The sequence below is a fragment of the Leptospira wolffii serovar Khorat str. Khorat-H2 genome, assembly GCF_000306115.2.
Taxonomy (GTDB): domain Bacteria; phylum Spirochaetota; class Leptospiria; order Leptospirales; family Leptospiraceae; genus Leptospira_B; species Leptospira_B wolffii.
This window is the reverse complement of sequence record NZ_AKWX02000023.1, coordinates 380566-405111: the sequence shown is the minus strand read 5'-3', so window position 1 is coordinate 405111 and position 24546 is coordinate 380566. Positions and strand designations below refer to the sequence as shown.

Below are 24546 nucleotides of genomic sequence, written 5' to 3'. Positions count from 1 at the left end.
GAAAAAATTCGCCCTTTCGTTATTAAAGAATTATTTTTTAGCTTTTCCTTTTGCAGGCGCGGCAGGAGCAGGCTCGTCTATCCTTTTCGCCACTTCGAAAGTGCGTATTTCATAGGAACTCCCGTCTTGGTTATAGGCGATTCCGGTTTCAGTAAGAACGATAACATCGCCTCCGTTTTCACGCGCGATCGCTTGTGCCTTTTCAATCTGGCTGGCGGTGGTTCCCCCCTTAACATTCACGACACCTATCACATCGACTTTGTAGTTAGGAACGGATCTCAAAATCACATCCACCGGAGCGTTCTCCGCCAATGGAGGATATGTCGAGGTCCCTGTTTTCGTGAAGGAAGAAAGAGCGCAGCCTACCGTTAAGGAAAGCGCAAGCACAGCTACCGTAAGAATTTTTTTCATGTTAACTCCTTATTTCGAGCCCCCGTATTAAGAATAAAATTTTTCCATAATTTATAGAAATGAGGTATTCCAAAATCGAGATTGTTGACCTTTATATGTTCGAAAAATTTACGCGCAACAAAAAAAATCCCTAAAAATATCAGTAAAAAGCAGTTTCTATGCCAAGCCGATTTGTTAACATTGTATCGGCATGGACGAGCGACGGATCGGATTCTTGGATTTCTTGCGAGGCTTCTCCCTATTGGGAATTCTGATCGTTAATCTACCATACTTCGCCAAACCGATGTATTTGGTCGGAGCTAAGGAAGAGAATTCGCAAATATTGGATTTCGTTGCGACTTGGATCGTAGCCGGATTTTTCGAATTCAAGTTTTATCTTCTATTTTCCTTTTTATTCGGCTTCGCTTTCTTCCTACAGATGCGAACCGGTTCGAACGCTTCCTATTTCAGAAGAATCTTCGCGTTACTCGCAATAGGAATATTGCACGGAATTTTTCTATTCTTGGGGGATATACTATTCTCCTACGGAGTATTAGGCATTCTTCTTTGGTTCGTTCGAAATCGGGACGCGAGATGGCTTTTGCAATTTTCTTTCTTTTGCCTAGTACTCGCATTAGTATTCAGAAGCCTTTTTTTATTCTGGGGAGACGAATACAAGGCGCAGTATTTAGCCGATTTGCCCCGACTTATCGAGGAGAGTAGAAAAGCATATTTAGGAGGCTTCTGGGAGAGTTCGTTACAAAGGGCAAAGGAAACGTATCTATCGCTCCCTATTTTGATCTTATACCAATGGCCGAGCGCGCTCGCCATGTTCGCATTGGGTCTTGCCGCGGCAAAAAGCGAAGTTTTCTCCGACTTACAAAAAACTAAGGAACTCCTTTCCAAGTATTTCATCCCTCTCTTTCTTTTAGGAATCCTGGGAAACGTAATATATACCGCGGATTCCCGTCATCTACTTCCTGAAGATTGGAACAAATTCGTGAAGTTCCTGCTCCTAATATCGGAAGTATTCGGGGCTCCGGCGCTCTCCTTCTGCTATGTATTTTTACTTTTAGTATATTATAAAAATACGATTAGCGTTGCGGATCGCCCTTGGTTCGAAACTATGGGGCGACTTTCTCTCTCCAATTATTTGGGAGAATCCTTAGTATGCGCCTGGGTCTTCTGCGGCTGGGGATTAGGAAAATTCGATTCCGTTGGAAATTATATTTTGCTTTTACTCGGTCCTGCAATCTGGATCGGATTATCGGCGCTAACTCTAGCTTGGAGCCGATACTATTCTTACGGTCCGGCGGAGTGGCTACTTAGATCTTGGACCCACTGGAAAAGGATTCTGTCTTAGACTTTAGTAAGTCGATCAGTCGTCGTCTCTCTCCTTTGGGGTATCCTGTTTTTCTATATGTACCGATTCGAAGAATTTTCTGACTTCCTGCTTATCCAAATTCTTAGGTGAGCCCATAACGGCCGCGGAATATATCTTATCCGCAACGATATACACTCTGGTCTTCATGTAAAATTCCTCGTTTACCTTTTGTTGCACCTCTACCGACTCCAATTTTCCTATGTCCACCGGATATTCCGATACGATTTCTCCGCCTAAAGTCTCTAACCCCTTGGACTTAACACCTGAAGCGACATCCTCTAAGAACATTTTTCCGGAAGGCCTGGATAAATATTCCATTTCAGTAAAAACGTAAATCACTCCTTCGAATTCGGCTCCTAAAGTATTCGTCTTTAATTTTCCGAACTCGGTTGCGGTGAAACGTTCCGTGGGTTGTATTCCCGACACGGGAAGAGTCGCCACCAAGATCTCCTTTTTAGGTAAAATCGGAACGGAACATATAAAAGAGATACTAGCGAATCCTACGGCAAGAATCAGGAATCTCCGGAAGGTTCTTAAACCCTTTACAATCATAAGGATCGCGGGAGGAATCAGATATATTCCGATTTCTGCAAACATGGCTCCGAAAATAAACGGCCAGCCTTCCCGATGGTTTCCTCTGATACCCATGGCCTTCAAAAGAGAAAAGAAGATATAAAGAAAAATTAACAATATCTCCGGGACAGGAGATCTCATCAGACGATGAACGGACCAAGGTTTAGAATTTTCTAATTCTTCCACAAAAACCTCCGCTATAAAAAATCGGATCCGTGTCAAATAGGAAGAAATCTTCGCCGAATTTTGACTGAGTCGAAAAATGCGCGAGTTTTAGGAGATTCCGATTCGGAGATCGGACCCAGATACGAGACCTGGTATAATTTTCCGGAAAGGATATAAAATCTAGACTTAAAGCATTTTTCCGAATCGACTCGAATCGCAAGTTCCAAGGATTCGGTTCCGAGAACATCATCCGCATCCTCTTGGTATATCAGATCCTCTTGCGACTTACCCAAGATCTCCTCTCTTTGCCAATCCGCCATGTCTTCTAAATAAATTTTTTGGAATGGTCTTTTCCGAAAGGAATACTCCTGCAAAAGAAAAATGTATCTTCCATCTCCCGCCACCTTGGAAAACACTTCCACTTCTCCGAATTTGGTATTTCTAATCACTCGACCCTCTCGGTATTCTCCGGGAAGGGAAACCTCGAGGCTACCCTGAGACAATAAAGTTTGGATTCCCGTTCCGATGAATAGATTAGCCGCCGCTAGTCCGAGTCCGATCAGAATAAAGGTTCGAAATTTCCTGAGTTCCTTTACGAACAGAAGGAGCCCCGGAAGTAATAGGGTGATTATTACCGTTCCTACAGTTCGTCCGACCTCGAACTCCAAGATTCTTCTATGAGTGGTCGGCGCGAATAATGTAGTTAAGATGCATACGATTATATACGCGAAAGCCAGTACTATATTGATCAATATCTGGTTTCGTTTTTCTTCCGGGCTTCGTTCCTCATCGGCCATTATTTATTCTTCGCTTCCCGGGTTTTATCGCAATAATCCTGCACAGCGGCGATCACATTCGGACATTTTTGAGAACCGTCCGCTTTCAACTTGCGGCATTGTTCCACTCTCCAAGTAGCCGATTTCATAATTTCTTCGGTAGGAGGAACGCTTTTACAAAATCCCGGAGTTTTTTTCGCCGCCTCCAAGCTGAACCCTAGAAAGAGTCTTTGCTGGATAAGACAGGAAAGATCCAAGTCCCCGGAACATTCCTCGCCACGCTTCACGGCTTCGTTCAATGCCTCCGCCTGTGTATGCTTCTTACTCCATTCCTTCGCTTCGGTCTGGGTTTTTTCGCCGGTCTCTTTCAGGTTCGAGAATACTCCCTCAAGCCAGATCCCTCCCACATAGAGGCAGCCTCCTCCGAGTACAACCAAGCTAACGAAAACGATGAGAAATATCTTAAGTCCCTTTGGCATAACGTGGCAATCAGGAACCATATGCGAAAAATTGCAAGAAGAAGTACTGCGCGATCTAAAAAAGCCCGATATCAAAAGGAAGGATGCGTTCTAAAAGAAATCGACTCTATCCCGATTGGGAGATATCCGAAGAGAATGCGATCGACTCAGCCTAGCCATCTTAGAATAATTTTGGCAAAGTCCGCTTTTACCGCAGGCTTACTGATATAGTCGTCCATTCCCGCTTCCAGGCATTTTTCCCTTTCACCCGTCACGATTCCCGCAGTAACGGCTATGATCGGAACATGCTTATCGGATTCTAAATTTCGAATGGACCTTGTCGCCTCGTAACCGTTCATTTCGGGTATTTGAATGTCCATAAAGATTAGATCGGGGGAATCCAAAGCGAATCGATCCACGGCTTCCTCTCCGGTCTTAGCCTCCAAAATACGAGCGGCGGGTAGAATTCTAGACACGATCGTTTTCGCGAGCATCATATTCACATCGTTGTCCTCGGCGATCAATATCGTGACAGGTTTCCAAATCCGAGGAGCACCTATCGAAGTCGCAGGGGCGGGAGCGTCCGGAAATTGGAAAGGCTCCCGGATAATTTGATTCTTGGACATCACATCGAATAATTGCTGAACGAATATCGGTTTTGCCAGGACTTCCTGGATTCCGTATTTCTTGGATTCCTTACGAACATTCTCCTCATCCGGATCGCTGCTTAAAAGCACGATCGGTTGTTGATCGATCCCGATTTTCAATTCTTCCCGGATCTTTCTCGCAGTCTCTAACCCGCTTAAAATAGGCATCCGGTGATCCAATAGAATCATATCGTATCTCTCACCAAGAGCCAATTTTTCCAAAGCCTCCGCCCCGCTTCTTCCCGACTCGAAGGGAATTTTTTGGAGAGATAGCATTTGCTTCAGAAGTTCCAGATTATGATCGTTATCATCGATCACAAGAACCTTCTTGATGGAGCGAAGCCGTATCCAATCGTCTCCTACGGATGCCAAAACGGGAAGCTTTAGGTCGAAATAAAAGGTACTACCCTCGCCCAACTCGCTCACGAGTTGCAATTGGCTTCCCATAATCGCCAGAAGCTTGTTCGAAATTGTGAGTCCTAATCCGGTCCCTCCGAATCTTCGGGTCGTGGAAACGTCCTCCTGAGTAAATGCTTCGAAGATTTTCTTTTGGTTATTCGGCGCGATACCTATTCCTGTATCCGATACGGAGAATCTAAAGACGGATTCGGTGTTCGAAATTTTTTCCACCACTTCGATCTTAAATTCTATTTCTCCCCTCTCGGTGAACTTCACCGCATTGCTGAATAAATTCAGTATGATCTGCCTTAACCTTACTCCGTCGGCTTTCACGAAGCGAGGCACGTCGCTCGGAATGTTGATGAGGACTTCCAACCCTTTCTTTTGGGCCTGGTATCGGATCACATTTACGGTCTGACTGCACAACTCCAGAAGATTCGTCTTTTCGTAGGACAACTCCAACTTACCGGCTTCTATTTTTGAAAAATCTAATATATCGTTTATTATATCCAGCAAGGATTCTGCGGACTGAAAGACTGTAAGCGCATATTGATGCTGGGTCTGATCCAAGGAAGTTCGCAGAAGAAGGTCCGAAAATCCTATGATCCCGTTCAAAGGAGTACGTATTTCATGACTCATATTGGCCAAGAAATCGGACTTAGCCTTATTGGCCTGTTCCGCAAGCGATTTCGCCTTCTTCAATTCCTCTCTTTGCAGACAGCTTTCCGTGATATCCTGGGTGAACATCATGATCCCGCCTATCGACCCGTCCAAATTATACCAGGGCCTGACTTCCCAACGTAGGTATTGGTCGTGTTCCCATCCCGGAGGTCTCCATATATCCTCGTCGTTCTTTAAAATCTCCCCCTTTAAACATCTCTGATGGATTTCCTTCCATTCCGCCGAGATATTAGGGAACACCTCGTAATGGGAGAGTCCGAGTATGTCCCGGCCTTCCAGATGATATTCCATAAGCCAGCGCTGGCTCACCGCAACGTATTTTACTCCCGTATCGAACATTGCCACCGCTGCCGGGGCATGCTCCACGAATGCGAGAAGTCTGGATTTTTCCCGAAACAGCTCCAACTCGGCTCTTTTTCGTTCGTCTATATCCATCACCTGCGAGACGAACTGCAGGGGCTTCCCTTCCGCGTCCCGGACAACGGAGACCGATAGATGTATCCATACCGGGCTTCCGTCTTTTCGAATATAACGTTTTTCTAAATGATACCATTCTCTTTCCCCGGCCACCAATTCCTTAAATAAAGCCAGGTCCTTGTCTAAGTCCTCCGGATGGGTGATATCCTCGAAAGACTTCGAGGCCAATTCTTCCTGAGTGTATCCTAATAGTTTCGTGAGATTCTTATTCACCCGGATCCATTTTCCGTCCGGATCCACTATTGCCATTCCGATCGCCGAATATTCGAAAGCCCCTTGGAAGGTTTCTCTTATTCTCTTTTTCTCGCCGATATCCCTACCTATTTCGGAAATGCCGACTACCTTTCCACGTGAATCGTACATGGGAGAAACCGAGATGGACATCACCAACCAATGACCGTTCTTACCCTTTCTTACGGTTTCGAATTGAACGATCTCTCCGCCGGCTTTCACTTCCTCGTTCAGCCTTTCCTCTTCCTTACGTTTATCTTCCGGAATCAGAGTATGAATGGATTTACCGATGATTTCTTCCGCCTTATAGCCGAAGATTTTCTCGGCCCCGGAATTCCATGACGTTATTATATTCTCCAGATCCTTCCCTATGATGGAATCGTGGGACGATTCGACGATTCTTGCCAATCGAAGGTTTGCCACTTCTATTCGTTTGTACTCGTCTATATCCTGAAGGGTTCCGAAAAGCCTGGAACATCTACCGTCTATCGATTCCACATGCCCGATCGATCGGACCCATTTCTTCCTACCGTTAGCCGTGATGATTTGGAGTTCCAAATCCCAAGGAACTCCTAACTCTCTTCCTTTATTTACGGCTTCCGAGATGGACTGCCTGCAATCTCCTTCGGTATAAAAAAGAATCCCTTTCTCCAAGTCCGGTTCGTAATCCGACGACACCTCATGGATTTCTCTGACGGTCTGGGACCAATAAATAGTATTTCGATCGAAATCCACCTCCCAACCGCCGACCTTGGCGACCTGGCTTGTCTGCTCCAAAAATTCCTTGGTCCTGCGAAGCTCCAGTTCCGTATTCTTGATCTCGGTAATATCGCTCACGATTACCGTAAATCCGACTGTCCGGCCTTCCCGGATATCCGGAATATAATTCATCAGAGAGTGCCTAACCGACTTACCGTCCGGAGAAGGGATCGATCTTTCGAATCTCTGAATTTCCCCTTTCAAAGCCTTGGCTACATATATAATATTCTTATTATATATCTCTTCCCCTACGATCTCGCGCATATGTTTTCCGATCACTCCGTCCGGCTTAACGCCGAACCAATCCATATACGCCTTGCTGGCCATTTGGCTGATTAAATTGGAATCGTAGTAGCCCACGATGGACGGTATCGTATCCAAAATGGAAAGAAAATCTATGCCTCTTGCCACGGAAACCGTGGGAAGAACGGAATGTTCGGAAATTCTAACGCAGCAGACCAAGATCTCGATTCCGCCATGTTCGTATTTTCTACAAAAGCTCTCCGTAGGAACTCCAACACCGGAGCCGGTTTGGTAACGAACAATAAAGGACTTTTCCTTCTCCTTTCTCTTGGATAAGGAGTCGAATTTATTCGCGTCTTCGGGAAATACGATCTTATCCCAAACTGGCTCGGTACGGGGAAATTCCTTGTATCCCAAAACGGAAAGGAATTTAGGACTGAGCCAAAGATTCTCAGGCTTTCGGATATCTCGAATCCAGAACCCGTCCAAACCGTAAGTCTCCAAAAAACGAAAGACTTCCGGATCGGTTTTTAAGAAGTCGTAGAGTGCTTTCTCCAAATAATCGTGCATATCCGCGAGTCTTTTCTCTTTGGACGAAAAAGAAGCCAGTAACAATAACGGGAAACTCGGTCCGGTCAATATAAAATTGAGTCCGTTTCCCGATCCGACTTCTTTGCGCGGAATATGCTTTTCTTAGTAGCCAAGATCCTGGCAAAAGAATATTCCTTTTCCTACCGTATCAAGACACGTAGGAAAGGATATGCAAAAGGAACTATGGCTATTTCCGATCGGAGCGATGGCTTTATTGACCTTCTTAGTGGTTCTCCAAATACCGATCCGCAGATTTTACGCGGGTTTCAACGGTAAAGTAACCGCCGATGATTTCAAGTTCGGAGAATCCAAAAGAGTGCCTCCTTGGGTTTCCATAGCAAATCGCAATTACATGAATCTACTGGAAATCCCGATGCTTTTCTACCTGATCTGCATACTCCATTTCATAACCGGCAAGGGAGAACCTCCGGAATTGGTCTGGGCTTGGGTTTACGTCGCCCTAAGATTCGCACATAGCACGATACATCTCACCTACAATAACGTCTATCATAGGTTAGCTGCCTTCGCTTTCAGCAACTTCGTTCTCGCGGGGATCTGGGCTTACTTTTTTCTGGAATTGATTTCTTAAGGTAAGGGCGTTCATTTTTTAGATGAGCCGATCTTTAAGTAGCCTTTGGAAAGAGCTTGTTGCAGAGTCTTCAGGCCCATATTCTCCACCAGTTTCTCGTATTCTCCGGAAGGATAATAGAACGGCATGAGAAATACGAAAAGAACCTGATAATAATATTCGTATTTCTCGCTCAAATCCACCGAGCCAAGATGCACTCCTTCCGAATTATAAAAATCGGAACTCATCAGAAAGCTTCCTTCTTCTCTGTAAGGAGCAAACCCGTATCCTTTGGAGATCAGATAGGAGAAATTCCTATCCTCAGCCTCTACCTCTACGATCTTGATTCGCATTTCTATATCGCCCGGTTCGTCCAAGACGACTTCTTCGAATAACCCCGAGTTTCGATAAGCGGAGGAAAGGATCTTTTTCCATTCCTGTTCCCTTTCCTGTTGTTCTTCCTCGCTCAGATTGAAAATAATATCGTTCTTTTCGGGTATATAGAGTATCCTGAGAGAAAGTCTTTTATAAGGAAAAAATTCGCTCTCCGAGAAACGATCCCGTATTCCCGAAAAATCCCCGTTGGTCAGCAAAATACATCCGTTCGCGAAAAAAACGGCGAAGAGAAAGGGGAATATTCGAAAATAAGAATACATAAAGGGGAGAACTCTCTAGGGCCAGATTGCAACCGCCTCTGCGGGAATCCAGCAGGAATTTGTTGGATATCCCATTACCGGGAGAGGCGATTAGTTTGACCCAAAACGAAACGGGAGAAACGATTATTTTTCCTTTTGTAGGATCTCCAAATGATCCCGGGAAAGAATCCATAACGTGGACCCCGGATCGATAGCGACTCCGGACACACCGGAATTCTGCAACCCCAGCCACCAAAGTTCCTTGGCCGTGACGGGAATCAGAGAGGTCTCTTTGCCGAAATAACGCAGGGATTCGGAAGGATGGGAAAAGGCGGGCAGATAGACCCTCCCTTTTTCGTCGCTGATATGAAGTAGCACGATGGGAGCAGGTTCCTCCTTCTTTGCTACCTTCTTCTTTTTTTTGGCGGGGGCCTTTTTCTTAGGCTTGGCTTTTTTCGGCGGAGGTGCCTGCGTATGAGGCACTAAAAAATAAGCCTTGGTCAGCTCCGAAGAGAGTCTTTCCAGATTCTTAGGGCTCTTCTTCTTGGAGTAAAGATACATTGCCTCCTGGAAGGGAGCATTCTTACCTTCGAATTTCGGAACCTTGATAAATAGATTCTCCCAAAAATCCAGGAGTCGCTTCCAGGCTTCCATCCCTTACTTTCTGAGTTCCGCGGACTTAGGAAGAAGTTTAGGATCCGTAAAGTCCTTTGGCTGCAGAAAGAACCAACCGACCAAAATCGCCGCCAAGCTGAAACCCGAGACGAAGATGATTCCGTAACTTCTCTTAGGTGCGGTTTCCTTGGCGATCTCTCCGTCTTCGGAGGACATATAGGAAACGATTCCCACTTTCACATAATAATACAGTGCAAGAGCCGAGTTTGCGATTCCACCGATCAATAATAGGCGGGAGAAATCGTCTCCCTTCTCCGCAATCTTTTGAAAGAGGAATAGCTTGGCCCAAAAGCCGCCTAACGGAGGGATCCCCGCCAAAGATAGGAAGAATAGAAATAAGGCCAAACTGGTCCAAGGCCTGGTTTTTGCGAGTCCAGCTATGGAATCGTAAGTAACCTGTCTGTTCCCTTCTTCCAAAAAGGAAAGTAAGGAGAATGCGCCTAAGCTCATAAAAGAATAAACAATTAGATAGAATAGGGATTCTTCCTTGATTCCCAAAGAGATCCCCGCGACTACGTAGCCCGCATGCGCAATGGAAGAAAACGCGAGTACCCTCTTTAAACCGGTTTGACGAAGGGCCACAAAATTTCCGAAGGTCATGGAGAGTAAGGCCAGGATTCCCATTATGAGAGTCCACTCCTTCCCCTGGACCGGTTCTGGCAATTTTAAGAAAACCGAAAGTAATAATCCCATAGAGGCCGACTTAGAAGCCGTCGCCATGAAGCCGGTGACGGGAGTGAGCGCGCCCTCATAAGCGTCGGGAGTCCAGGAATGATACGGAAAAAGCGCTATCTTAAACGCGATTCCTGTAAGTAATAACAGAAGACCGATCTTGGTGAAATTTCCGTCGAAACCGGAAAGAACCAAAGGCTTCAAGGATTCCCCGAGATGGGTCGTGCCGGAGCCTCCGAACAGGAAAGCCATTCCCATCAAAAAGAATCCGGTGGAAAAGCAACCCAGTAGGAAGTATTTCAAACTGGCTTCCAGGGAGAAGATATCGCTTCTCGCCATTCCCACCAGAACGTAAAGACAGATGCTCATAAGTTCCAGACCCACGAATACGGTCACCGTATCCGTTCCGGAGGTCATAAGGAACATTCCCACCACTGAGAATAGAAGCAATGGATAGAATTCGGGGAATTCCATTTTATGTTGTTCTAATGCTCTCGGAGACGCGAGGACTGTGGCAAAGGCGGAGACAAGGTACAATAGTCCGAACCAAAATCCAAGGGAATCGATTTCGTAGTGTTGTCCGAAATAGGATCCGACTCTCGGAAATATGTAGGTGGAATAGAAAAGGGAAGCGATCGCGGCTAATAATACCAATCCGGAAGTGAATCTAACGATCCTGAATTCGTTCCTATGGAAAATGAATTGTAGGACCAATAGCAGAATTCCTCCGCCGGATAAGACCAGAATGGGAAGTATCGCGAATAGATCGGCCGAGTTAGGAATCAAATTCATTCTACCGCCTCCTCAGCGACGGTTCTTTTTCCCGGAATCCCTCCGGGTTTCAAGGAAGGGATCCTATTCTCATAGCTCGGGACTTCGCTTCCTAAAGTCTTATAATTTACGAATTTCTTATTCGTCGTTTTCAAAGATCCTTCCTGTTCGGAAAAGGCTCTTTCTTCCAAAGCCTGTTTGGATACGGAGTTCAATACCACTCTCGCGCTGGGTTCCAGATAGGAAAGAAGAGGATTCGGAAATACACCCGTTACGATGATGATCCCCCCGGTGAGAAAAAGTATGAACTTTTCCCTCAATCTCAGAGGAGCCATACCGGATGCAACCGCGTTGGGTTCTCCGAATAGGATCGCTTTTGCGAATATTAGCATATACCCCGCGGCAAAAATGATCGCGGTTCCGGCGATAATTCCCAATAAAAGATCGAATTTCAATGCACCGAGAAGAATCAAAAATTCTCCGACGAAACCGTTCGTTCCCGGAAGACCCGCACTTGCGAATGCACCCAAACCTATGAACGCAGCAAGAAGCGGAGCGGATTTGGCAAGACCGGAATATTCGCCCAAGGAATTGGTTCCGGTTCTTTCATGCAGCATTCCTAATATAAAGAAAAGTAAACCAGAGGTAAATCCGTGATTCACCATCTGTAACATTCCCCCGGACACTCCCTCCTCGGTCAACGTCAGGATCCCTAAAATACAGAACCCCATATGAGAAAGAGAGGAGAAGGCGATGAGCCTCTTGCTGTTCTTCTGAGTCAAGGCCACTACGGCTCCGTAAACGATACCCGCTACGGCAAGACCGGCGAAGAAACTCCTGTATTCCAAGAATACCTGAGGGAAGATGGGAATCACCACTCGTATATAGGCAAAGAGTCCGATCTTGAGAAGAATTCCCGCCAAGTCCACGGAACCGACGGTGGGCGCTTCCTCATGAACGTCCGGCATCCATGTATGCAAAGGAAACAGCGGAACTTTGATCGCAAACGCGAAACTGAAACCCATGAAGAGCCAAAATCTAAGCTCGGGAGGAATGGAATTCAAAGGAGCGACCGCTAATTTCTCCAGATCGAAAGTTCCGGTATAACTGAATAAAACCAAAATACTCGCGAGCATGAACACGGATCCGGTAAAGGAGAATACCAGATATTTCATCGCGGCCTTGATTCTTCCCGATTCTCCCCAAATCCCCACCATTAGGGTAAAAGGCAAGACCATCCATTCCCAGAATACGTAGAACTGTATTAGGTTTACGGAAAGGAATACACCCAGAACCCCCGTCTCCACCAGAAGCAGTAAGATGAAGAATTCTCTTACCCTGTGCTTTACGTTGGAAAATGCGGATAAGGCGGAAAGGAAAAATAACAAAGCGGACATCGCCACGAGCAGAAGAGAGAATCCGTCCACGGCTACATAATAGTCCAGCCCGCCGTTTCCCAGATCCAAGAAATTCCAGATTCTATGAGAGAACTGAAAGCCGCTGTCCCCCTGGGCGAATTCCAAAAACAAAGGAACGGTCATCCCGAATACGCCTAACGTCAAAAGGGAAGCTACGCTACGAATCCAAGCCTCCTTTTTGGAAAGGAACAGGAGAGGGATTCCTAAAACGGGAAGAAAGAGCAGTATGCTTAAATAACTCTGGGGCACTTACATTCCCCTCCATAAAAATACGGATAAAATCAGAACGGTTCCGAGAACGATTAAGAAAGCGTAATCTACTACTGTGCCTGTTTGTATTCTTCTCAATACGGATCCGATTCCCGCGGAAATTCTTCCCGCGCCTACCAAAACCCGATCCAATAGCCTTCTTTCCACCACTTGGGATAAGAATTCGGAGAAGGCGGTAAGAGGTCCGATCAGTACCACTTGGAAGAACTCGTCCACATAGTATTTATTCGCTACTAGGAGTCTTAGGCCTTTATACTCGCTTTCGTCTCCCGGAATCTTTTCTTTTTTAGCGAAGAAGAACCAGTAGATTCCCGCACCTAAAGCCACCACACCCAAAGAAACGGATGCGAGCATCAGCTCTATGCTCGGAGTCAAATGATGCTCCTCCGCGTGGCCGGAAGGGGATCGAGCGAAAATAGGAGCGAAGTATCTCTCCAAAAGATCCACTCCCCCAAGTGACTCTGGAATCAAAAGATAGCCTGAAAACGCGGCACCTACAGCGAGCAGAATCAGAGGAAAAGTCATGGTCCAAGGGGATTCATGAGGATGAACCTTAGGATTCACCCTGGATTTTCCGGTAAAAGCCAAAAACGTTAGACGGAACATATAGAATGCGGTAAGGAAAGCCGTTACCGCACCGGTAGCGAAGAATACAGGATGAAAGAAGTAAGCCTTTTCCAGAATCAGATCCTTGGAGAAGAATCCGCTAAAAGGAGGCACTCCCGTAATCGCCAAGGTTCCCAGTAAGAAGGTCCACCAGGTGATCTTCATGTGAGACTTAAGGCCCCCCATTCTTCTCAAATCCTGTTCGTCGTCCAAAGCATGTATAACGGATCCGGAACCCAAGAATAGAAGCGCCTTGAAGAATGCGTGAGTTAAAAGGTGGAACAGTCCCGAAACATAGGCCCCGGCTCCCATAGCCACGAACATATAACCCAATTGGGAAACCGTGGAATATGCGAGCACCTTCTTGATATCGTTTTGGTAAACCCCGATGGTCGCCGCGAAGAATGCCGTAAAGGATCCGATCACTACGATCCAAAATCCCACCTGAGGAACGAGCGCGAAGATATAATTCAATCTGGCGATCAGGAACAATCCGGCAGTCACCATCGTAGCCGCGTGTATTAAAGCGGACACCGGCGTAGGTCCCGCCATCGCATCCGGCAACCAAACGTGAAATGGAAACTGAGCGGACTTACCCATGGCTCCGATAAAGAAGCAAATCGCGACCACTGGCAGAGCCTTCAGAAAAAGAGAGGAGTGCGGAAAGGAAATCGCGATCTGGGTAAAGGAAACCGTTCCGAGTAACCAGAATGTGAGAGCGATCCCGATGACCATTCCCAAATCCGCAACACGGTTCGTTACGAACGCCTTAATGCTTGCGTCCGCCGCGTTCTTCTTATGAGTATCGAATCCGATAAGAAGATAAGAGCATAGCCCCACTCCTTCCCAACCGAAGAATAGAAGAACCAAATTCTCCGCAAGAACCAGATGCAACATGGAGAATAAGAAAAGATTCAGATAAGAGAAGAATCTGGCAATGCCGGGATTTCCCTTCATATAGCCTATGGAATATAGATGGATAAGACTTCCGATCCCGGTAATGATGAGAGTCATAAAAAGGGAAAGATGGTCCACCTGATAAGCGATGTCCACTTTCAGACCGCCCACATCCAGCCAAGAGAAGAATGGAACGATCTCGGGAGTCGTGCGGCCCATCGGACGGTATTGCAAAAAGGCAAGAACTCCCAAGCCGAAGGAAGCGAAGGAGAATAAGGTCCCGATAACCCCGGGTAGAGATCCCTTTAGAAATCTTCCGAAGAAAGCGTTCAGCACGGCCCCGAGAAGAGGAGAAAGGACTAAAAGAGGTACGAGTAATTCCCAGGCCATTACATTACCATTTCATTAAGTTCATTTCGTCTACGAAACTGGTTTTCTTTTTCCGATGAATCGCAACTACAAGAGCCAAACCTATGGCCGCTTCCGCCGCGGCGATGGCCATTACGAAGAACACCACCACTTCTCCCTGGACCTGATGCAGCGCCTTGGAGAATACCACGAAAACCAGATTCACTGAATTGAGCATTAGCTCCACGGACATGAAGATGACCACCGCACTCCTTCTAAAGAGTACGCCCGCGACTCCTATGGAAAACACGATACAAGCCAAAATCAGGAGATATTCCACCGGAATTCCGGCTACACTAGGCTTTAGAATTTCGGAATTCATGATTCTCCTTCTCCCGGTTTTTTTCCCAGATTCTTTTTCCCTAAGATCACGGCCCCTAATACCGCGGCTAATAGAAGCACGGATACGATTTCGAACGGTAGAAGATAATCCAAGAACATGGAAGTTCCTACGACTGCGGTGTTCCCTTCCACGGAAACGTCCGGTTCTTCGGTCTCGGTCTTTTGAGTAAGAGGATACTGATAAGCTCCCTCGGAGGAATAACCTTTGGGAGCGGAATCCGTATTAGGAACGCCTTCTCTGGCCGCATTCGTCAAAACGATTCCCAAAAGAACCACTAGAGATAGAACCAAGATCTTTTTCAGAGGATGGTTCCAAAGTTGGCCGATACCCTCGTCGTGCAAAGATAGCAGCATCAAAACGAATACAACGAGAACCATAATCGCACCCGCATACACCAGAACCTGCATCGTTGCTACGAAGACGGAACCGATCACCGCATAGATACCGGCTAACGCAAAAAAGGAAAGCACTAACAACACTGCCGAACTGATGGGATTGGGATGAAAAACGACTCCCAAGGCGCCCGCGATCAAAACTCCCCCGAAAATAAAAAAGAGGAGAAGCTCCGGATTATCGAATATTCCTACCATTTCCAAAAACCGTCCCAACCGACGTAAACGCTGGCGATGATGATGTTTGCGATCGCCCAAGGAATCATTTTCTTCCAACCGATGGTCATCAATTGGTCGTAACGAAAGCGAGGAAGAGTCCAGCGCACCCACATGAATAAAAACGCGAAGAATAGGACCTTAAACGTGAAAAACCCCAGCCCCGCCACAGCCTGCCAAGGAGACCCGTTCAACCAACCGAAAGGAAGATGGTAACCCCCGAAGAACAGAATGGTGACCACGCAACTCATGGTGATCATATTCATGTATTCCGCGATGAAGAATAGAGCGAACTTGAAGGCTCCGTATTCCGTATGGAAACCCACGACCAATTCCGATTCCGCTTCGGCCAAGTCGAAGGGTAAACGGTTGGTCTCGGCAAACATCGCCACGACGAAGACGGAAAACGCGATGAATCCGGGCAATTTGAAGATATTCCAGAGGCCGATCTGAGCATCGTTGATATCGGTTAACTTGAGGGAACCGGTCAGAATCACGATCACCGCCACGGACATTCCCAAGGGAAGTTCGTAACTGATCATCTGAGCCGTAGAGCGGATCCCGCCGATCAAAGAATATTTATTATTACTGGACCAACCGGCCAATATGATTCCGTATACGGAAAGACTGGAAATCGCGAGTAGGAACAAAATTCCCGTATCCGGATTCGCGATCTGAAGATCCAGAACCGCAATCCCCGTCTTCGCGGCGATCCAATCCGGAACTAAAATCGTGCCTCCCAACGGTACCACCGACCAGGCCATGATGGCGCAGGTCATGGAAATCGCCGGAGCGATCAGATACATGACCCGGTTCACATTCTTCGGAAAGATCTCTTCCTTGGTCAGGAATTTGATCCCGTCCGCGAGAGGCTGCAATAGCCCGAAAGGCCCCGCGCGATTCGGCCCTTTTCTGTCCTGGATATAACCTGCTACTTTACGTTCCGCTAATGTATAATAAGCGCATGCGGTTATGAATACTACGAAGAAAAGAGTACTTTTCAAAAGCCACAGAAGAACGATACCCCAGTCCATCTATTGAACCCCGCTCGTCTCAGGTTCGGAGGCCTTGTCTTTCAATCTGGCTTCGAACTCGTGCCTGAACTTCAAGATGGTAGGACGAACCGCACCCACACATGCGTCCGAGAGAGGACAAATAGTCGTACCTCCCTCCATATTTCTAGCCAAGGAAAGAATGAGCTCCAAATCGGCACTTGTCCCTTCTCCGTCCTTGATCTTATGTAGAAGGTCCTTCACCCAATGAGTGCCTTCTCGGCAGGGAGTGCACTGTCCGCAGGATTCGTGTGCGTAGAATCTTGCAAAACGGTATGTGGTCTCGACTAGATCGGTCCCTTCTCCTATGACGATAACCGCACCGGATCCGAGCATGGTCTTATGAGCCGCCATGGATTCGAAATCCATATTAGCGGTTTTGCATTCTTCCGCGGTAAGAATGGGAACCGACGATCCCCCGGGAATCACCGCTTTCAGAGGCATTCCGTCCAACATCCCGCCGCAAAGATCGTTCACGAGTTCCAAAAGAGGAGTCCCCAATTCGATCTCGTATACTCCGGGACGTTTCACATGACCGGATACGGAGAATAATCTGGTACCTGGAGATTTTTCCGTACCGATCTTGGAATACCAATCCGCTCCCTTATCGATGATATGAGGAACGGTGGAGAAAGTTTCCACGTTATTCACGACTGTAGGACAACGATAGAGTCCGGAAACCGCGGGAAAAGGAGGCTTCAGACGAGGATGGCCCCTACGACCTTCCAAAGAATTGATAAGAGCGGTCTCTTCTCCGCAGATATAGGCTCCGGCTCCTGCATACAAAACCAAATCGAAATCGAAGCCGCTACCCAGGATATTTTTTCCCAAGTATCCTTTCGCATAGGCCTCGTCTATGGCCTTTTGCATGGAATCGATCCCTTTGTTGAATTCTCCCCGGATATAAAAGAAACCTTTATTCGCTCCGATCGCCTTGGCGCCGATCACCATACCTTCTATGATCTGGTGGGGAAGATTCTCTATGAGCTTGCGGTCCTTAAAGGTTCCGGGCTCTCCTTCGTCGGCATTGCAAATCAGATATTTGGGCTTGGGAATATCCTTAGGAATAAAGGACCATTTCAGACCGGTGGGAAAGCCGGCGCCCCCCCTGCCTCTTAAGCCCGATTTTTTCACGATCTCTATGATTTCTTCCGGCTGCATCTGCAGGGATTTTTTCATCCCGTCGTAGCCGTGAACGGATTCGTAAAAGTCCAACTCGTTGGAGCGAGGATCTTCTATATACTTGGTGAGGATTTTCATTTCGGCCATTGGTTTCCTTCTTACGCCAAATCCTTCAAAATCTGATCTATCTTTTCGAATGTCAGATTTTCGTAATATTCTTCGTTGATTTGCACCATAGGCGCGTATCCGCAGGCGCCCAAGCATTCCACTTCTTCGACTGTGAACTTGCCGTCGGGCGTGGTGTCGCCGGGCTCTATTCCGAGTTTGGAGCAGATATGATCCTGCAATTTATCGTTTCCCCGGATATAGCAACTGGAAGTACCGCAAACCTGGATATGGAATTTTCCCACGGGTTTCTTATTGTATAGAGTGTAGAATGTGGCGACACCGTAGACGTGAGCCAAAGAGATCGGGTCTCCGATTCTTTGGGCTAAGGCCTCCATTCCTTCCCGGCTCACGAACCCGTGCTCCTTTTGCAAAAGATACAAACCGGGCAGAATCACGCTTCTTTTGTCGGGAAACATCTCCAATAGTTTGGAGATTCTCGTTTCGGATTCCGAAGAAAAAGTATAAGACATCAGCAATCCAACTCCCCTGCGATTACGTTCAAGGAACTCATCGTAGCGACCGTATCCGCCAGAAGTCCGCCCTTCACAAGCTCGGGAAAGGATTGATAGAACCAAAAACAAGGCCTACGCACATGCACTCTCCAAGGGGATTTTTCCCCTTCCGAAACGATATAGAAACCCAACTCTCCGTTGGCCGCTTCGGTGGACAGATAATATTCTCCCGGAGGAACCTTGATCCCGTGCATGATGAGTTTGAAATGGTAGATCAACTCTTCCATGTTATGATAAACTTTGCTTTTTTCCGGGAGATAGATATGAGGCAGATCTGCGTGATGAGGTCCGGAAGGAAGTCCGTCTATCAATTGCTCCACGATTCTTAGAGATTGGCGCATTTCTTCCATACGAACCAGAGTCCTATGAAGAACCGATCCATCCTCTCCTACCGGAACGTCGAAGTCCACCTTATCGTAGAACATATAAGGATCGTCCTTGCGAATATCCCAAGGAACGCCTGCTGCCCTTAAGTTGGGACCGGAATAACCGTAGGCGATCGCGTCTTCGGCGGAGATTCCCCCGATACCTTGGGTGCGATCCATAAAGATTCTATTATTTACTAATAGGTCCTGGAACTCCTCGATCGCGGGGCGGAGCCCCTTGATGATGGTTCTCACATCCTTTTCGAAATCGGGATAGATATCCTTTTCTAGGCCACCCACCCTACAGAATGTAGTAGTGAGTCTCGCACCGGTTAGTTTTTCCAGAACCTGGTAGATATTTTCCCTATGATGGAAAAGGTGCAACATCCCGGAGAATGCTCCCAGGTCCACACCCAAAATCCCGTTGCAGATGATATGGTCCATGGTTCTGGAAAGTTCCGAGACGATCATCCTCACATAAGTGACCTTGTCCGGAACCTGGATCTGCATCATTTTTTCCACGGCCAGAATCCATCCGATATTATTCAGAGGAGTGGACACATAGTTCATTCTGTCCGTGCAGACCAGAAATTGGTTATAAGTATATTTTTCGCCCAGCTTCTCGAAGCTTCTATGCACATAACCGATCACGGACTCCGCGTCCACGACCCGTTCTCCGTCCAATTGGATTACGTTTTGCAGAATCCCGTGGGTGGAAGGGTGAGAAGGCCCGAGGTTCACGAGTAAATGCCCTTCGGGGAGGGCCCTTTGCTTCAAACTGAAATGCTCGGCCGTTTTTTCGTACATCGCGGTCATCTTAGGCCTCCATATCGTCTTTCAAATGGATGGTAAGAAGGTCTTCTACCAGATAATCCTGACCGAATCCTTCTAACGGATAGTCCTTCCTAAGAGGGTGACCCTGGAAATTATCGGGCATGATGAGTCTGTCCATTCTAGGATGGCCGAGGAATCGGATTCCGAAAAGATCGAATACCTCTCTTTCCGGCCAATTGGCGCCTTTAAAAATACCGATGATGCTCGGAATTTCCTCACCGTCTTCCACAGCAACACGGAACTGAGTCTTGCTAGAGGATTTATTTCCGGAACGGAGAAGGTAACAGACCTCGAAACGAGGGGTTTTCTTTCCCAACCAATCTATGGCGGTCAAATCGTTCAGATAATTCAGCTCTATGCCGGGAGCGGTCTTGAGAGTGGTAAGAACGGGAACGATTCCTTCCGGTTTCAAATGGAAGGTGGGAAGATTAGAGTTCACCTCTTCTTCTTTGGAAAGGAAATGGGGAAATTTTTCTTTTAAAAAACTCGCAATCGCTTCTTTCATCGTACGACCAGGGGCTTATTTCTTTCGTTCATTTCCCGGATCTTATTCATTACTTCCTGGCGCCTAGCCTCCAAGCCTTGCGTTTTCACTTTCTCTTGGAGTTTTACCACTGCGTCTAAAAGAGCTTCCGGCCTAGGAGGACAACCCGGAACGTACAAGTCCACGGGAAGAATCCTATCTATCCCCTGGAGTACGGAGTAAGCGTGAAACATTCCCCCCGAAGAAGCGCAGGCTCCGTAGCTGATCACGAACTTGGGTTCGGAAAGCTGATCGTAAATTTCTCGGAGGACGGGAGCCATTTTATAAGTGATGGTCCCTAAGACCAGAATCATGTCCGCCTGTCTGGGAGAAAAAGAGGGTCTCTCCGCTCCGAAACGAGCGATATCGTAATCGGCGCAGGAAGTACTCATGTATTCGATCCCGCAGCAAGCCGTCGCGAAAGGATAAGGCCAAAGAGAATAACTTCTCCCCCAGTTGATTACGGAATCCACGCTCGCGATTTGGAAAGAATCCCCGTAGGATTGGCCAGGTTGGCTGAGTTGTTCGTTCAATCCCATTCCAATGCCCCCTTCTTCCGAATATAATACAGTCCGACGACCAGAGTAAAGATGAAGACGAACATCTCTATAAGGAGGAAGTTTCCGAGTCCGGCCTCCTTAAAGGATTTCAGATTTACCGCATATGGAAAAAGAAAAATCGCTTCGATATCGAACAGGATGAAAAGGACGGCCACAAGATAGAACTTGATATTAAATAATCCTTTTGCATCGCCGTAATAGGGAACCCCGCACTCGAAAGTGTCGTGGATCTTGGATTTCTTTTTCGGGTTTAGCAGAAAAGCGAGAGAGAGTATGAGGGCGGAGAACCCTACTCCCAGCAGGAATTGAATCAGAAGGGGGCCTAGATGTTCCGGCGTACTTCCCATATCTTCCTTCATCGAAACCTCGACAGGGGCCAATGTCAATCTAAAATCCCGAATGGGTAGCTTTTAAGAGATCGGAAGACCGGATTCTATCTTTTTGAACTTTCATTTTCTTCCCGGTCCTTCTTTTTCTCGTGTAAAAAATCCGGGCGAGCGGTTCTAAGAGTCTCCACAGGAAATGAGAATGTATTTCAATAAGTAATCCAAAGATCCCAACTCGACAGAGCAAAAACAGAACGACTGTTCTGCGGTCTCGTCGAATTTGCGGGATCGCCTCGTTCCAGGGAGCGTATCGTTCGTCCAATATATTAAGTTTTCATAATCTTCATTCGGAGAGCTCGATCCGAAATCGTTTTGGAAAATATTATCCGGATCGGAATATGCAACCCGAAATCCTTGGAACGACGGAAGAACCCCTCTTCTCCTCCGCTTTCTAAAGTAAAAGGGCGAGAGTTTCCGTTCTTCCGGATTTAGACCGACCGCTTTGACGGCAAGCTCCCTCGTTTTCCGCTTATAATTTTGGACATCAAACAGAACGACTGTTCTGGTTTCGACCGAAAAGTTGGTGACAAAACTAATGAATGGGGCAAGCTATAGACCGATACAGACCCGGCTTACCCGGAAAAAGAGAAGAATACATGCCCAAACTCGTCATCTCCAGCTTTGCAGAATTGGAAACTTACGTAGGAAAAGAACTCGGAGTCTCCGAGCCCCATGAAATCACTCAGGCTCAGATCAACACTTTTGCGGACGCCACCTTGGATCACCAATGGATCCATACGGACCCGGCCAGAGCCGCCAAGGAATCCCCTTTCGGAACCACGATCGCTCACGGGTACCTGACACTCTCCATGGCTCCCTATCTCTTAAGCCAGATTCTCGAATTAAAGAATATTAAAATGGGAATCAATTACGGAATGGAAAAGCTGCGCTTTTTAGATCCGGTAAAAGTAGGATCCAAACTCCGATTGAGAGCCGAATTATTGGAACTCAAGGATCTGAGAGGAACTGCGAGAATGACCCTAAAGCTCAGCTTCGAAGTGGAAGGGGCGCCTAAGCCTGCCGCAATCGGAGAAGTCATCTACCTCTACCAATTCGGTTGAGGCGGAAAGGCCCTCCTATTCTCTCTAGGTAGGGCCGTTTCTACAAAAACAAAACAGGAATCGAATCATAAACGTATGAATCCCCGCACGATCATATACCTTATCTCCAGAATCCGAGACGAATTCCATAGGAGATTGAACTCGGAATTAAAGGAAAAAGGCCTAGGACAACTCACCACCACCCACGCGGATATACTCTTCGCTTTGGCCATGTCCAAGAAAGTCCCCATGCAAGAGATCGCGAGAATGATCGACCGGGACAAATCCACCTTAACGGCCCTTGTGGACAAATTGGAAGATTTAGGTTATGTGGAAAGAGTCAAGGATGGACAGGACCAGAGAGTGGTAAATCTACAACTCACTCGTAAGGCGTACGGAATACGCCCCGTTATGCTGGGGATTTCCCGCTCCCTTTTATCCGGACTATATAAGGGATTTACCGAACCGGAAAAAAAGGAATTAGTACGGCTTCTGGACAAGCTTTATAAAAATCTAAAATAGGATTTTTTTAAGCTTCGGATAAGAATTCTTTTTCGATATCTCGGAGGGTCGCTTCCGCCTCCGTATTTCTAGGTCCCTTTTCCCCTTTGGGCCTTCTTCCGGGAATCCAGGGACGAATACTGCTCCTATAATTATGCAGCAATTTACCGATTCTTTCCTTTTCGGTTTCCTTTAATTTTCTAAAATCGGGTACGAACAAGGAATTCAAATCCCCGGGCTCCACTTTTCGCAGCCCCTGCGCATATTCTCTCGTTCTGGACTCGAGTTCCTTTCTCACATGCGGAGTGATGAGGAAGGCGAAAAGGAATTCCTCCAGATGGGAATACTCCGGCTTGGAAGAGAAACCGTGAAAACAAGTCAGATGCACTGCCGGACTCTGGTTGAATACGAATCTCACCTCTTCTCTATGGAAAGAAGTGGCTAATATCCTGCACGGGCCCCGATTTTCCTGAGAATGCCAAGGCTTACGGCGGGATGGAAGGAATCGATCCGGCACTCCTCTTTTGATTCCTTCTGCCAGATATTTACGAATCCCCATCTGCTCGTTATCGTCGGGAACATCCTTCGCATCCAAAAGCCAAACTTTAGCTCCGCCGGATCTTAGAATGTCCCAATCTTCTCCGGTAAAGAAGGGTGAGAGAGCATACTGCGCCTTCGGAATCGACGATCTAAGATAAGAATACGGTATGGATAGATTCGTTGCGTCCTTTTCAGAAAGAAGAAAATATCCGTTGTCTCCAGTAGCGATTCCTCTTCTGAAACTTCCGAATTCCTTTATGGGGACCCAACCATGACGAAAACTTTTCGACATTGTCACATAATTGCTGTTAGTTGATTTTTTATCATCATTTTTTATTTCTTCCGAAAATTCCTTCTCTTCCTTCAACTGAAACGTCCATTTTTCTCCCACATCGAGCTTCGCCGGGATCCATTTCATATCTTCCAAGCGTACATTTTCACCTTCTAAAAAAGAAGGCGACGTCCTAGCCCAATGAAAGCCCTCTTCTTTAGAGGGAGAATTCTCCAAAAACAGTATACAGGAAGAAGTCACCGCACCGTGAAAGAAGGACCATGAAGAATTTAGTAACAGTATACGACGCAAACTGCCAGATTCTATCAAAGCTTTCTTAATCGGCACTCCGTATCCCGCATTCAGAAACTCGAAAGGCAGAAGTACGGAAGCCCTTCCGTTCTTTTCCAAGGACTTTAGTATACGGAGCAAAAAGAAAACGTAAAGATTCGCCGTGCCTGGAATCTCAGCTTGGATCTGAGTCTCGAATTTATCGATAAATTCCTTTCCCAACTTGGAATGACTTAAGCGCAGATACGGAGGATTGCACAAAATAATATCGTACAATCGCGACGCTTCTCCTTGCAGAAAGTCTCCCAACTTAAGATAAAGATCTTCCTTACGAATTCCAATCTTCTCTAGAGAATGAGAGGACTCCTCGAATAGAATCGGATCTATCTCCCAACCGTGAAATTCCGCGGAAACCGAAGGAAAGGCTTGGAAGAATTCCTTAAAGAAAATCCCTTTTCCCATTCCCGGATCCAATATACGGACTTTAGCCTCCGAACGGGAGAAAGCTTCGGCTTCCGAAATCCAATCCAGCATCAGCTTCACGAGGACCTTAGGAGTAAAAAACTGGCCCAGTGCTTTAGATTTAGGATCCGAACGATGGGAGAGAAACTTTATTGTATCGTCGGGTGTTAGAAACATCTATCCGGTTTTCGCCTGTTTAGCGTTCATATGACGAACGCAATAGGCGGCAACCTTACAATTGTTATATCGATCGGGAAAAAAGTATACAAAGATA

The 24546-nt window shown here is 46.8% G+C and carries 24 protein-coding genes; 4 read left to right on the top strand and 20 right to left on the bottom strand.

Annotated features, from left to right (window positions below; genetic code table 11):
* Positions 1–30 precede the first annotated feature (30 nt).
* Positions 31–411, bottom strand: coding sequence for a hypothetical protein (locus LEP1GSC061_RS20005; RefSeq protein ID WP_016547110.1), 381 nt, complete (start codon positions 409–411; stop codon positions 31–33).
* A gap of 808 nt (positions 412–1219) precedes the next feature.
* Here LEP1GSC061_RS20005 and LEP1GSC061_RS22185 point away from each other — a divergent pair.
* Complete coding sequence (locus LEP1GSC061_RS22185) at positions 1220–1753, top strand: DUF418 domain-containing protein (protein WP_415751843.1); 534 nt, start codon at positions 1220–1222, stop codon at positions 1751–1753.
* 15 nt (positions 1754–1768) lie between these two features.
* Here LEP1GSC061_RS22185 and LEP1GSC061_RS19995 read toward each other — a convergent pair whose 3' ends face one another.
* From LEP1GSC061_RS19995 to LEP1GSC061_RS19980, 4 genes are all read right to left on the bottom strand, one after another.
* Entirely contained in the window at positions 1769–2533 is a 765-nt protein-coding gene (locus LEP1GSC061_RS19995) for a hypothetical protein (protein ID WP_016547178.1), read from the bottom strand.
* A 32-nt stretch (positions 2534–2565) separates the two neighbouring features.
* Positions 2566–3309 (bottom strand): hypothetical protein, encoded by a 744-nt coding sequence (locus tag LEP1GSC061_RS19990; RefSeq protein WP_016547466.1) that lies wholly within the window; start codon positions 3307–3309, stop codon positions 2566–2568.
* Entirely contained in the window at positions 3309–3767 is a 459-nt protein-coding gene (locus LEP1GSC061_RS19985) for a hypothetical protein (RefSeq protein ID WP_016547475.1), read from the bottom strand. Before LEP1GSC061_RS19985 ends, LEP1GSC061_RS19990 begins: the two co-directional genes overlap by 1 nt.
* Positions 3768–3913: 146 nt before the next feature.
* Positions 3914–7798: a PAS domain S-box protein gene (locus LEP1GSC061_RS19980; RefSeq protein ID WP_232218528.1), complete on the bottom strand. Its 3885-nt coding sequence runs from the start codon at positions 7796–7798 to the stop codon at positions 3914–3916.
* Positions 7799–7943: 145 nt separating this feature from the next.
* On the opposite strand from LEP1GSC061_RS19980, the gene LEP1GSC061_RS19975 reads away from it, so the two are divergent.
* Entirely contained in the window at positions 7944–8363 is a 420-nt protein-coding gene (locus LEP1GSC061_RS19975; RefSeq protein ID WP_016547055.1) for an MAPEG family protein, read from the top strand.
* Positions 8364–8374: 11 nt separating this feature from the next.
* Here the strand turns inward: LEP1GSC061_RS19975 and LEP1GSC061_RS19970 are convergent, their stop codons facing one another.
* The 14 genes from LEP1GSC061_RS19970 to LEP1GSC061_RS19905 form a co-directional block, all read right to left on the bottom strand.
* Positions 8375–8935, bottom strand: a complete 561-nt coding sequence (locus LEP1GSC061_RS19970) for a hypothetical protein (protein ID WP_232218524.1) — start codon at positions 8933–8935, stop codon at positions 8375–8377.
* Positions 8936–9121: 186 nt separating this feature from the next.
* Entirely contained in the window at positions 9122–9631 is a 510-nt protein-coding gene (locus LEP1GSC061_RS19965) for an SseB family protein (protein ID WP_016547111.1), read from the bottom strand.
* A gap of 3 nt (positions 9632–9634) precedes the next feature.
* A complete protein-coding gene (locus tag LEP1GSC061_RS19960; protein WP_016546926.1) occupies positions 9635–11116 on the bottom strand; it encodes an NADH-quinone oxidoreductase subunit N in 1482 nt (493 codons plus the stop codon).
* Positions 11113–12762: a complex I subunit 4 family protein gene (locus tag LEP1GSC061_RS19955; RefSeq protein ID WP_016547405.1), complete on the bottom strand. Its 1650-nt coding sequence runs from the start codon at positions 12760–12762 to the stop codon at positions 11113–11115. Before LEP1GSC061_RS19955 ends, LEP1GSC061_RS19960 begins: the two co-directional genes overlap by 4 nt.
* Positions 12763–14676 (bottom strand): NADH-quinone oxidoreductase subunit L, encoded by a 1914-nt coding sequence (nuoL, locus tag LEP1GSC061_RS19950; RefSeq protein WP_016547464.1) that lies wholly within the window; start codon positions 14674–14676, stop codon positions 12763–12765. It lies immediately after the preceding gene.
* 4 nt (positions 14677–14680) lie between these two features.
* The gene (gene nuoK / locus LEP1GSC061_RS19945) at positions 14681–15016 is read right to left on the bottom strand and encodes an NADH-quinone oxidoreductase subunit NuoK (RefSeq protein ID WP_016547346.1); all 336 of its coding nucleotides are present in this window, start codon (positions 15014–15016) and stop codon (positions 14681–14683) included.
* The gene (locus LEP1GSC061_RS19940; protein ID WP_016547430.1) at positions 15013–15627 is read right to left on the bottom strand and encodes an NADH-quinone oxidoreductase subunit J family protein; all 615 of its coding nucleotides are present in this window, start codon (positions 15625–15627) and stop codon (positions 15013–15015) included. Before LEP1GSC061_RS19940 ends, nuoK begins: the two co-directional genes overlap by 4 nt.
* Complete coding sequence (gene nuoH, locus LEP1GSC061_RS19935; RefSeq protein ID WP_016547073.1) at positions 15621–16679, bottom strand: NADH-quinone oxidoreductase subunit NuoH; 1059 nt, start codon at positions 16677–16679, stop codon at positions 15621–15623. The genes LEP1GSC061_RS19940 and nuoH overlap by 7 nt, the downstream gene beginning before the upstream one ends.
* Positions 16680–17966: an NADH-quinone oxidoreductase subunit NuoF gene (nuoF, locus tag LEP1GSC061_RS19930; protein WP_016546997.1), complete on the bottom strand. Its 1287-nt coding sequence runs from the start codon at positions 17964–17966 to the stop codon at positions 16680–16682.
* An 11-nt stretch (positions 17967–17977) separates the two neighbouring features.
* Positions 17978–18457: an NADH-quinone oxidoreductase subunit NuoE gene (gene nuoE, locus LEP1GSC061_RS19925; RefSeq protein WP_016547240.1), complete on the bottom strand. Its 480-nt coding sequence runs from the start codon at positions 18455–18457 to the stop codon at positions 17978–17980.
* Positions 18457–19671 carry an NADH-quinone oxidoreductase subunit D gene (locus LEP1GSC061_RS19920; protein ID WP_040510186.1) on the bottom strand — a complete coding sequence of 405 codons (1215 nt, stop codon included), beginning with the start codon at positions 19669–19671 and terminating at the stop codon, positions 18457–18459. The genes nuoE and LEP1GSC061_RS19920 overlap by 1 nt, the downstream gene beginning before the upstream one ends.
* A gap of 10 nt (positions 19672–19681) precedes the next feature.
* Positions 19682–20203, bottom strand: a complete 522-nt coding sequence (locus tag LEP1GSC061_RS19915) for an NADH-quinone oxidoreductase subunit C (RefSeq protein ID WP_016547306.1) — start codon at positions 20201–20203, stop codon at positions 19682–19684.
* The gene (locus tag LEP1GSC061_RS19910; protein WP_016547371.1) at positions 20200–20760 is read right to left on the bottom strand and encodes an NADH-quinone oxidoreductase subunit B; all 561 of its coding nucleotides are present in this window, start codon (positions 20758–20760) and stop codon (positions 20200–20202) included. Before LEP1GSC061_RS19910 ends, LEP1GSC061_RS19915 begins: the two co-directional genes overlap by 4 nt.
* Positions 20751–21128 (bottom strand): NADH-quinone oxidoreductase subunit A, encoded by a 378-nt coding sequence (locus LEP1GSC061_RS19905; RefSeq protein WP_040510183.1) that lies wholly within the window; start codon positions 21126–21128, stop codon positions 20751–20753. Before LEP1GSC061_RS19905 ends, LEP1GSC061_RS19910 begins: the two co-directional genes overlap by 10 nt.
* A 635-nt stretch (positions 21129–21763) precedes the next feature.
* On the opposite strand from LEP1GSC061_RS19905, the gene LEP1GSC061_RS19895 reads away from it, so the two are divergent.
* Entirely contained in the window at positions 21764–22228 is a 465-nt protein-coding gene (locus tag LEP1GSC061_RS19895) for a MaoC family dehydratase (RefSeq protein WP_040510181.1), read from the top strand.
* Between the two features lie 75 nt (positions 22229–22303).
* Positions 22304–22729 (top strand): MarR family winged helix-turn-helix transcriptional regulator, encoded by a 426-nt coding sequence (locus LEP1GSC061_RS19890; protein ID WP_016547052.1) that lies wholly within the window; start codon positions 22304–22306, stop codon positions 22727–22729.
* A 7-nt stretch (positions 22730–22736) separates the two neighbouring features.
* On the opposite strand, the gene LEP1GSC061_RS19885 is transcribed toward LEP1GSC061_RS19890, so the two are convergent.
* Positions 22737–24449 (bottom strand): HsdM family class I SAM-dependent methyltransferase, encoded by a 1713-nt coding sequence (locus LEP1GSC061_RS19885; protein WP_016546981.1) that lies wholly within the window; start codon positions 24447–24449, stop codon positions 22737–22739.
* Positions 24450–24546: the final 97 nt, after the last annotated feature.

Coding starts and splice junctions, on each gene's coding strand:
- LEP1GSC061_RS22185 (WP_415751843.1), top strand. CDS start 1,220: ATGTTCGCATTGGGTCTTGCCGCGGCAAAAAGCGAAGTTTTCTCCGAC.
- LEP1GSC061_RS20005 (WP_016547110.1), bottom strand. CDS start 411: ATGAAAAAAATTCTTACGGTAGCTGTGCTTGCGCTTTCCTTAACGGTA.
- LEP1GSC061_RS19910 (WP_016547371.1), bottom strand. CDS start 20,760: ATGGGATTGAACGAACAACTCAGCCAACCTGGCCAATCCTACGGGGAT.
- LEP1GSC061_RS19885 (WP_016546981.1), bottom strand. CDS start 24,449: ATGTTTCTAACACCCGACGATACAATAAAGTTTCTCTCCCATCGTTCG.
- nuoK (WP_016547346.1), bottom strand. CDS start 15,016: ATGAATTCCGAAATTCTAAAGCCTAGTGTAGCCGGAATTCCGGTGGAA.
- nuoE (WP_016547240.1), bottom strand. CDS start 18,457: ATGTCTTATACTTTTTCTTCGGAATCCGAAACGAGAATCTCCAAACTA.
- LEP1GSC061_RS19965 (WP_016547111.1), bottom strand. CDS start 9,631: ATGGAAGCCTGGAAGCGACTCCTGGATTTTTGGGAGAATCTATTTATC.
- LEP1GSC061_RS19905 (WP_040510183.1), bottom strand. CDS start 21,128: ATGGGAAGTACGCCGGAACATCTAGGCCCCCTTCTGATTCAATTCCTG.
- LEP1GSC061_RS19960 (WP_016546926.1), bottom strand. CDS start 11,116: ATGAATTTGATTCCTAACTCGGCCGATCTATTCGCGATACTTCCCATT.
- nuoH (WP_016547073.1), bottom strand. CDS start 16,679: ATGGACTGGGGTATCGTTCTTCTGTGGCTTTTGAAAAGTACTCTTTTC.
- LEP1GSC061_RS19985 (WP_016547475.1), bottom strand. CDS start 3,767: ATGCCAAAGGGACTTAAGATATTTCTCATCGTTTTCGTTAGCTTGGTT.
- LEP1GSC061_RS19940 (WP_016547430.1), bottom strand. CDS start 15,627: ATGGTAGGAATATTCGATAATCCGGAGCTTCTCCTCTTTTTTATTTTC.
- LEP1GSC061_RS19890 (WP_016547052.1), top strand. CDS start 22,304: ATGAATCCCCGCACGATCATATACCTTATCTCCAGAATCCGAGACGAA.
- nuoF (WP_016546997.1), bottom strand. CDS start 17,966: ATGGCCGAAATGAAAATCCTCACCAAGTATATAGAAGATCCTCGCTCC.
- nuoL (WP_016547464.1), bottom strand. CDS start 14,676: ATGGCCTGGGAATTACTCGTACCTCTTTTAGTCCTTTCTCCTCTTCTC.
- LEP1GSC061_RS19990 (WP_016547466.1), bottom strand. CDS start 3,309: ATGGCCGATGAGGAACGAAGCCCGGAAGAAAAACGAAACCAGATATTG.
- LEP1GSC061_RS19895 (WP_040510181.1), top strand. CDS start 21,764: ATGCCCAAACTCGTCATCTCCAGCTTTGCAGAATTGGAAACTTACGTA.
- LEP1GSC061_RS19920 (WP_040510186.1), bottom strand. CDS start 19,671: ATGTACGAAAAAACGGCCGAGCATTTCAGTTTGAAGCAAAGGGCCCTC.
- LEP1GSC061_RS19975 (WP_016547055.1), top strand. CDS start 7,944: ATGCAAAAGGAACTATGGCTATTTCCGATCGGAGCGATGGCTTTATTG.
- LEP1GSC061_RS19915 (WP_016547306.1), bottom strand. CDS start 20,203: ATGAAAGAAGCGATTGCGAGTTTTTTAAAAGAAAAATTTCCCCATTTC.